2 protein-coding genes, 3 rRNA genes and 1 pseudogene are annotated in these 7934 nt (G+C 64.0%); 3 read left to right on the forward strand and 3 right to left on the reverse strand.

Features of this window, described 5'->3' with window-relative positions; translation table 11 throughout:
• The 3 genes from AB0F98_RS31620 to rrf all read left to right on the forward strand — a co-directional run.
• Positions 1–1248, forward strand: a 16S ribosomal RNA gene (locus AB0F98_RS31620); the annotation flags it as partial.
• A gap of 312 nt (positions 1249–1560) precedes the next feature.
• Positions 1561–4684, forward strand: a 23S ribosomal RNA gene (locus AB0F98_RS31625).
• 75 nt (positions 4685–4759) lie between these two features.
• Positions 4760–4876, forward strand: a 5S ribosomal RNA gene (gene rrf / locus AB0F98_RS31630).
• A 150-nt stretch (positions 4877–5026) separates the two neighbouring features.
• On the opposite strand, the gene AB0F98_RS31635 is transcribed toward rrf, so the two are convergent.
• The 3 genes and pseudogenes from AB0F98_RS31635 to AB0F98_RS31645 form a co-directional block, all read right to left on the reverse strand.
• Positions 5027–6337 (reverse strand): DUF58 domain-containing protein, encoded by a 1311-nt coding sequence (locus tag AB0F98_RS31635; protein WP_125499204.1) that lies wholly within the window; start codon positions 6335–6337, stop codon positions 5027–5029.
• Positions 6337–7326 (reverse strand): MoxR family ATPase, encoded by a 990-nt coding sequence (locus tag AB0F98_RS31640; protein ID WP_125499205.1) that lies wholly within the window; start codon positions 7324–7326, stop codon positions 6337–6339. Before AB0F98_RS31640 ends, AB0F98_RS31635 begins: the two co-directional genes overlap by 1 nt.
• Positions 7326–7934 (reverse strand): annotated as a pseudogene (locus tag AB0F98_RS31645) (hypothetical protein); the annotation flags it as partial. The pseudogene AB0F98_RS31645 and the gene AB0F98_RS31640, both read right to left, overlap by 1 nt.

Below are 7934 nucleotides of genomic sequence, written 5' to 3' on the forward strand. Positions count from 1 at the left end.
GTAGCCGGCCTGAGAGGGCGACCGGCCACACTGGGACTGAGACACGGCCCAGACTCCTACGGGAGGCAGCAGTGGGGAATATTGCACAATGGGCGCAAGCCTGATGCAGCGACGCCGCGTGAGGGATGACGGCCTTCGGGTTGTAAACCTCTTTCAGCAGGGAAGAAGCGCAAGTGACGGTACCTGCAGAAGAAGCGCCGGCTAACTACGTGCCAGCAGCCGCGGTAATACGTAGGGCGCAAGCGTTGTCCGGAATTATTGGGCGTAAAGAGCTCGTAGGCGGCTTGTCGCGTCGGTTGTGAAAGCCCGGGGCTTAACTCCGGGTCTGCAGTCGATACGGGCAGGCTAGAGTTCGGTAGGGGAGATCGGAATTCCTGGTGTAGCGGTGAAATGCGCAGATATCAGGAGGAACACCGGTGGCGAAGGCGGATCTCTGGGCCGATACTGACGCTGAGGAGCGAAAGCGTGGGGAGCGAACAGGATTAGATACCCTGGTAGTCCACGCCGTAAACGGTGGGCACTAGGTGTGGGCAGCATTCCACGTTGTCCGTGCCGTAGCTAACGCATTAAGTGCCCCGCCTGGGGAGTACGGCCGCAAGGCTAAAACTCAAAGGAATTGACGGGGGCCCGCACAAGCGGCGGAGCATGTGGCTTAATTCGACGCAACGCGAAGAACCTTACCAAGGCTTGACATACACCGGAAACATCCAGAGATGGGTGCCCCCTTGTGGTCGGTGTACAGGTGGTGCATGGCTGTCGTCAGCTCGTGTCGTGAGATGTTGGGTTAAGTCCCGCAACGAGCGCAACCCTTGTCCCGTGTTGCCAGCAGGCCCTTGTGGTGCTGGGGACTCACGGGAGACCGCCGGGGTCAACTCGGAGGAAGGTGGGGACGACGTCAAGTCATCATGCCCCTTATGTCTTGGGCTGCACACGTGCTACAATGGCCGGTACAAAGAGCTGCGATACCGTGAGGTGGAGCGAATCTCAAAAAGCCGGTCTCAGTTCGGATTGGGGTCTGCAACTCGACCCCATGAAGTCGGAGTCGCTAGTAATCGCAGATCAGCATTGCTGCGGTGAATACGTTCCCGGGCCTTGTACACACCGCCCGTCACGTCACGAAAGTCGGTAACACCCGAAGCCGGTGGCCCAACCCCTTGTGGGAGGGAGCTGTCGAAGGTGGGACTGGCGATTGGGACGAAGTCGTAACAAGGTAGCCGTACCGGAAGGTGCGGCTGGATCACCTCCTTTCTAAGGAGCACTTCTACCGTGGCTGCTTCGGGGGATGCAGTCAGAGGCCAGTATGTGAGCGAGTGTCTCGCACTGGTTGCTCATGGGTGGAACGTTGACTATTCGGTCAGGACCTGGTGTCGATGGCTGTTAGTACTGCTCTTCGGGGCGTGGAACGCGGTTCATTGGACGGGTTGTGGCCGGGCACGCTGTTGGGTCCTGAGGGAACGAGGTTTTCCTCAGTGCCGGCCCCAGTGAACTCGAACGGTTGTGTTCGGGGTGGTGGGTGGCTGGTCGTTGTTTGAGAACTGCACAGTGGACGCGAGCATCTGTGGCCAAGTTTTTAAGGGCGCACGGTGGATGCCTTGGCACCAGGAACCGATGAAGGACGTGGGAGGCCGCGATAGGCCCCGGGGAGTCGTCAACCAGGCTTTGATCCGGGGGTGTCCGAATGGGGAAACCCGGCAGTCGTCATGGGCTGTCACCCGCTGCTGAACACATAGGCAGTGTGGAGGGAACGCGGGGAAGTGAAACATCTCAGTACCCGCAGGAAGAGAAAACAACCGTGATTCCGGGAGTAGTGGCGAGCGAAACTGGATGAGGCCAAACCGTATGCGTGTGAGACCCGGCAGGGGTTGCGTATGCGGGGTTGTGGGGTTGCTCTTCCACGGTCTGTCGGCCGTGGGGCGAGTGAAAAACCGTATGGATAGGCGAAGGGCATGCGAAAGGCCTGGCGTAGAGGGTAAGACCCCCGTAGTCGAAATCTGTGCGGCTCGCTTGAGTGATTCCCAAGTAGCACGGGGCCCGAGAAATCCCGTGTGAATCTGGCGGGACCACCCGCTAAGCCTAAATATTCCCTGGTGACCGATAGCGGATAGTACCGTGAGGGAATGGTGAAAAGTACCCCGGGAGGGGAGTGAAATAGTACCTGAAACCGTGTGCCTACAAGCCGTGGGAGCGTCGCTGGCGGGTTTTCCCGTCAGTCGTGACTGCGTGCCTTTTGAAGAATGAGCCTGCGAGTTTGCGGTGTGTTGCGAGGTTAACCCGGGTGGGGTAGCCGTAGCGAAAGCGAGTCCGAAGAGGGCGTTTGAGTAGCACGCTCAAGACCCGAAGCGGGGTGATCTAGCCATGGGCAGGTTGAAGCGGAGGTAAGACTTCGTGGAGGACCGAACCCACCAGGGTTGAAAACCTGGGGGATGACCTGTGGTTAGGGGTGAAAGGCCAATCAAACTCCGTGATAGCTGGTTCTCCCCGAAATGCATTTAGGTGCAGCGTCGTGTGTTTCTTGCCGGAGGTAGAGCACTGGATAGGCGATGGGCCTTACCGGGTTACTGACCTTAGCCAAACTCCGAATGCCGGTAAGTGAGAGCGCGGCAGTGAGACTGTGGGGGATAAGCTCCATGGTCGAGAGGGAAACAGCCCAGAGCATCGACTAAGGCCCCTAAGCGTGCGCTAAGTGGGAAAGGATGTGGAGTCGCAGAGACAACCAGGAGGTTGGCTTAGAAGCAGCCATCCTTGAAAGAGTGCGTAATAGCTCACTGGTCTAGTGATTCCGCGCCGACAATGTAGCGGGGCTCAAGCGTACCGCCGAAGTCGTGTCAATCCAGCATGTGGGTTAACGCCCGCTGGGTTGGGTAGGGGAGCGTCGTCTGCCGGGTGAAGCAGCCGTGGAAGCGAGTTGTGGACGGTTGACGAGTGAGAATGCAGGCATGAGTAGCGATTCACACGTGAGAAACGTGTGCGCCGATTGACCAAGGGTTCCTGGGTCAAGCTGATCTGCCCAGGGTAAGTCGGGACCTAAGGCGAGGCCGACAGGCGTAGTCGATGGATAACCGGTTGATATTCCGGTACCCGCTGTGAAGCGCCCGACATCGAATCCAGTGATGCTAAGCCCGTGAAGCCGCCCGTCTTCAGCTTTGCTGTTGGTGGGAGTGGTGGAGCCGGTGGCCCGAGCTGGTAGTAGGTGAGTGATGGGGTGACGCAGGAAGGTAGTCCATCCCGGGCGGTGGTTGTCCCGGGGTAAGGGTGTAGCCCGAGTGGTAGGTAAATCCGCCGCTCATGGTGGGTGAGACCTGATGCCGAGCCGATTGTGGTGAAGTGGATGATCCTATGCTGTCGAGAAAAGCCTCTAGCGAGTTTCATGGCGGCCCGTACCCTAAACCGACTCAGGTGGTCAGGTAGAGAATACCGAGGCGTTCGGGTGAACTATGGTTAAGGAACTCGGCAAAATGCCCCCGTAACTTCGGGAGAAGGGGGGCCAGTCCTGGTGATGGGCCTTGCGCTCGGAGCTGGGGTTGGCCGCAGAGACCAGCGAGAAGCGACTGTTTACTAAAAACACAGGTCCGTGCGAAGCCGTAAGGCGATGTATACGGACTGACGCCTGCCCGGTGCTGGAACGTTAAGGGGACCGGTTAGCTGGCTTTCGGGCCGGCGAAGCTGAGAACTTAAGCGCCAGTAAACGGCGGTGGTAACTATAACCATCCTAAGGTAGCGAAATTCCTTGTCGGGTAAGTTCCGACCTGCACGAATGGCGTAACGACTTCTCGACTGTCTCAACCATAGGCCCGGTGAAATTGCACTACGAGTAAAGATGCTCGTTTCGCGCAGCAGGACGGAAAGACCCCGGGACCTTTACTACAGTTTGATATTGGTGTTCGGTTCGGCTTGTGTAGGATAGCTGGGAGACTGTGAAGCCTGGACGCCAGTTCGGGTGGAGTCGTCGTTGAAATACCAGTCTGGTCGTGCTGGATGTCTAACCTGGGTCCGTGATCCGGATCAGGGACAGTGTCTGATGGGTAGTTTAACTGGGGCGGTTGCCTCCTAAAGGGTAACGGAGGCGCCCAAAGGTTCCCTCAGCCTGGTTGGCAATCAGGTGTTGAGTGTAAGTGCACAAGGGAGCTTGACTGTGAGACCGACGGGTCGAGCAGGGACGAAAGTCGGGACTAGTGATCCGGCGGTGGCTTGTGGAAGCGCCGTCGCTCAACGGATAAAAGGTACCCCGGGGATAACAGGCTGATCTTCCCCAAGAGTCCATATCGACGGGATGGTTTGGCACCTCGATGTCGGCTCGTCGCATCCTGGGGCTGGAGTCGGTCCCAAGGGTTGGGCTGTTCGCCCATTAAAGCGGTACGCGAGCTGGGTTTAGAACGTCGTGAGACAGTTCGGTCCCTATCCGCTGTGCGCGTAGGAGTCTTGAGAAGGGCTGTCCCTAGTACGAGAGGACCGGGACGGACGAACCTCTGGTGTGCCAGTTGTTCTGCCAAGGGCATGGCTGGTTGGCTACGTTCGGGAGGGATAACCGCTGAAAGCATCTAAGCGGGAAGCCTGCTTCGAGATGAGGGCTCCCACCCACTTGATGGGGTAAGGCTCCCAGTAGATGACTGGGTTGATAGGCCGGATCTGGAAGCCAGGTGACTGGTGGAGGTGACCGGTACTAATAGGCCGAGGGCTTGTCCTCAGGTGCTCGCGTTCACTGTGTTGGTTCTGAAGCAATGAACAGCCGATGGCTGGTTGGTTGATTGTTTCATAGTGTTTCGGTGGTCATAGCGTAGGGGAAACGCCCGGTTACATTCCGAACCCGGAAGCTAAGCCTTACAGCGCCGATGGTACTGCAGGGGGGACCCTGTGGGAGAGTAGGACGCCGCCGGACTATTTTTGGGAAAGGCCCACACCGTACGGTGTGGGCCTTTCTGCATTTCTAGTTGCGGAAACACCGCTGTTTGTGGTCGCGGCAGCCGGAGACGACCCGGACAGGACTGGGCCAGGACAGGGCACATCGAGGTCAGGGCCGGCACCCGCGTCAGAGTCGGCCAGCTGCCTTCAACGCCAGATAGGCGTCCGCCACAGCACCGGCCAGAGTGTCCGGTACTTCGTCGACCACGGTGACCCCCTGGCGCCGCAGGTGTTCCGCGACCCGGTGACGTTCGGTCAGGGCCTGCGCTGCCGCCGCGGCCTCGTACACCGCATTTACAGTTCCCCGAGCCGCGGCCATACGTGCGACCTGCGGATCCGCCACTGAGGCGAGGAGAACCGTGTGCCGCTTGAGGAGTTGAGGCAGCACCGGCATCAGCCCCTCCTCGACAGGCGCCGCGTCCAGTGTCGTCAGCAGCACGATCAGAGACTGCCGTGGTGCCGAACGCAGTGCCGTGGCCGCCAGCCCGTGCGTGTCCGTTTCGACGAGTTCCGGCTCCAGCGTGGCCATGGCGCCCACCAGAGCGGGAAGCAGCTGCCCCGCGTTCTGTCCCTTGACATGGGCACGTACTCGGCGGTCGTAGGCCAGCAGGTCGACACGGTCGCCGGCGCGGGAGGCGAGGGCGGCGAGGAGCAGCGCCGCGTCCATGGCGGCGTCCAGGCGCACAGCGTCGTCCACCCGTCCCGCGGCGGTGCGTCCCGTGTCGAGGACGATCAGGATGTGCCGGTCCCGTTCCGGGCGCCAGGTGCGGACCGCGACCGAGGACTGGCGGGCCGTGGCGCGCCAGTCGATGGAACGGGTGTCGTCGCCCGGCACGTACTCGCGGAGGCTGTCGAACTCCGTGCCCTGTCCACGGACCAGCACACTGGTGCGGCCGTCGAGTTCCCTCAACCGGGCGAGTTTGGCGGGCAGCTGCTTGCGGCTGGGGAAGGCGGGCAGGACTCGTACCGTCCAGGGCACCCGGTGGCTGCCCTGGCGCGCGAACAGGCCGAGAGGACCGTAGGAGCGGATGGTGACCCGATCCGCCTCACGGTCCCCGCGGCGGGTGGGGGTGAGGCGGGTGGTGACACGGCGGCGTTCGCCGGGCGGCACCGTCAGGCGGTGGCGGGAGGCCCGGATCTCCGTACCCGGCTGCCAGCTGCTCGGCGGCCAGGCGTCGCGCAGACGGGCGCGCAGCGGGCGGCGCGAGGGGTTGCTGACCGTGAGGGTCACCTCGGCGCTCTCCCCCAGGCGCACGGAGGTGTCGCCGGTGCGCGACAGACGCAGGCGGCGTACGGGTGCGGCGAGGGCGTAGTCGCAGGCGCAGGCGACGGCCAGAGGTGCGTTGACGGCGAGCAGGCCGGTCCAGCCGGCGTCCCAGATGCCGACGGGTACGGAGCCGAGGGCCGCGAGCAGTGCGGCGCGTCCGGTGAAGCCCATCAGCGCGGCACCGGGACCTGGGCGAGGACCGCGTTGATCACCGAGTCGGTGGTCACGCCTTCCATCTCGGCCTCCGGGCGCAGCTGCACACGGTGGCGCAGCGTGGGCAGGGCCAGGGCCTTGACGTCGTCGGGAATGACGTAGTCGCGGCCGGTCAGCCACGCCCAGGCCCGGGAGGTGGACAGCAGGGCGGTCGCGCCGCGCGGGGAGACGCCGAGAGTCAGGGAGGGCGACTCGCGGGTGGCGCGGCAGATGTCCACGACGTAGGCGGCGATCTCGGGGGAGACGGTGGTCCGGGCGATCGCGGCGCGTGCCGCCCGGAGGTCCGCCGCGCCGGCGACGGGGCGCACGCCGGCGGCGCGCAGGTCGCGTGGGTCGAAACCGGCGGCATGGCGGGTGAGGACGTCGATCTCGTCCTGGCGGGAGGGCAACGGGACGGTCAGTTTCAGCAGGAAGCGGTCGAGCTGCGCCTCGGGGAGCGGATAGGTGCCTTCGTACTCGACCGGGTTCTGGGTGGCGACGACCAGGAACGGCTCGGGGAGGGGACGCGGGGTGCCGTCGACGGTGACCTGGCGTTCCTCCATGGCCTCCAGCAGGGAGGACTGGGTCTTCGGCGGGGTGCGGTTGATCTCGTCGGCGAGCAGGAGATGGGTGAAGACCGGGCCGGGCTGGAAGGAGAACTCGGCGGTGCGGGCGTCGTAGACCAGGGAGCCGGTGACGTCGCTGGGCATCAGGTCCGGGGTGAACTGGACGCGCTTGGTGCCGAGGTCGAGGGCGGCGGCCAGGGCGCGGACGAGGAGGGTCTTGGCGACCCCGGGGACGCCTTCCAGCAGGACGTGGCCGCGGCAGAGCAGCGCGACGACCAGGCCGGTCACGGCGGGATCCTGGCCGACCACGGCCTTGGCGATCTCGGCGCGCAGGGCCTCCAGCGCGGACCGCGCGGTGTCCGCGTCCCCGGGTCGCCCGGCGTTGTCAGTGGTCGGGTCCATCATGGACGGCGTACCTCTCTTTCGAGGGCGTCGAGTCGGTCGGCGAGAAGGACAAGGGCCGCGTCGTCGCCGGGCGGCGGGCCGAAGAGCAGGTCGTTCAGGGCCGCCCCTCGCTCGGCGGCAAGCCGGGCGGACAGGGCGGGGAGCAGGGTTTCGGGTGTGTGCGCCTGGGCGGCGGGCACACCCACGAGGGGGGCGAGACGGATGCGGGTGGCGGAGCGGAGAGCGGCGGCCGCGCGGTCGCGGGCGTGGAGCGTGCGGTAGAGGCGGGCGCGGCCTTCGGTCGTCTCGGAGGCGCGGATCGCGACGGGAAGCCGTTCGGGCACGAGGGGGCCGAGCCGGCGTGCCCGCCACAGGGCGGCGACGGCGGCGGCGAGAAACAGCTGCAGGGCGGCCCAGAGCCAGCCGGAGGGCAGCAGGTCGAAGAAGCTGCGCTGCCCGGTGCGGGGGGCGGTGTCGTCGGCGAGCGAGGGGAGGTACCAGACCAGATGGGGGCGGGAGCCGAGGAGCTGCAGGGCGAGCGAGGCGTTGCCGTGGTCGCCGAGGTGCTTGTTGAGGAGGATGTCGGGGGAGCCGAGGACGACGGTGTCACCGCCGCGCGGCCGGGC

Source organism: Micromonospora sp. NPDC023737 (genome assembly GCF_040639715.1).
Classification (GTDB): domain Bacteria; phylum Actinomycetota; class Actinomycetes; order Mycobacteriales; family Micromonosporaceae; genus Micromonospora.

Bases quoted from the DNA above. Each gene is read 5' to 3' on its own strand.
- AB0F98_RS31635 (WP_125499204.1), bottom strand. From the start codon at position 6,337: ATGGGCTTCACCGGACGCGCCGCACTGCTCGCGGCCCTCGGCTCCGTA.
- AB0F98_RS31640 (WP_125499205.1), bottom strand. From the start codon at position 7,326: ATGGACCCGACCACTGACAACGCCGGGCGACCCGGGGACGCGGACACC.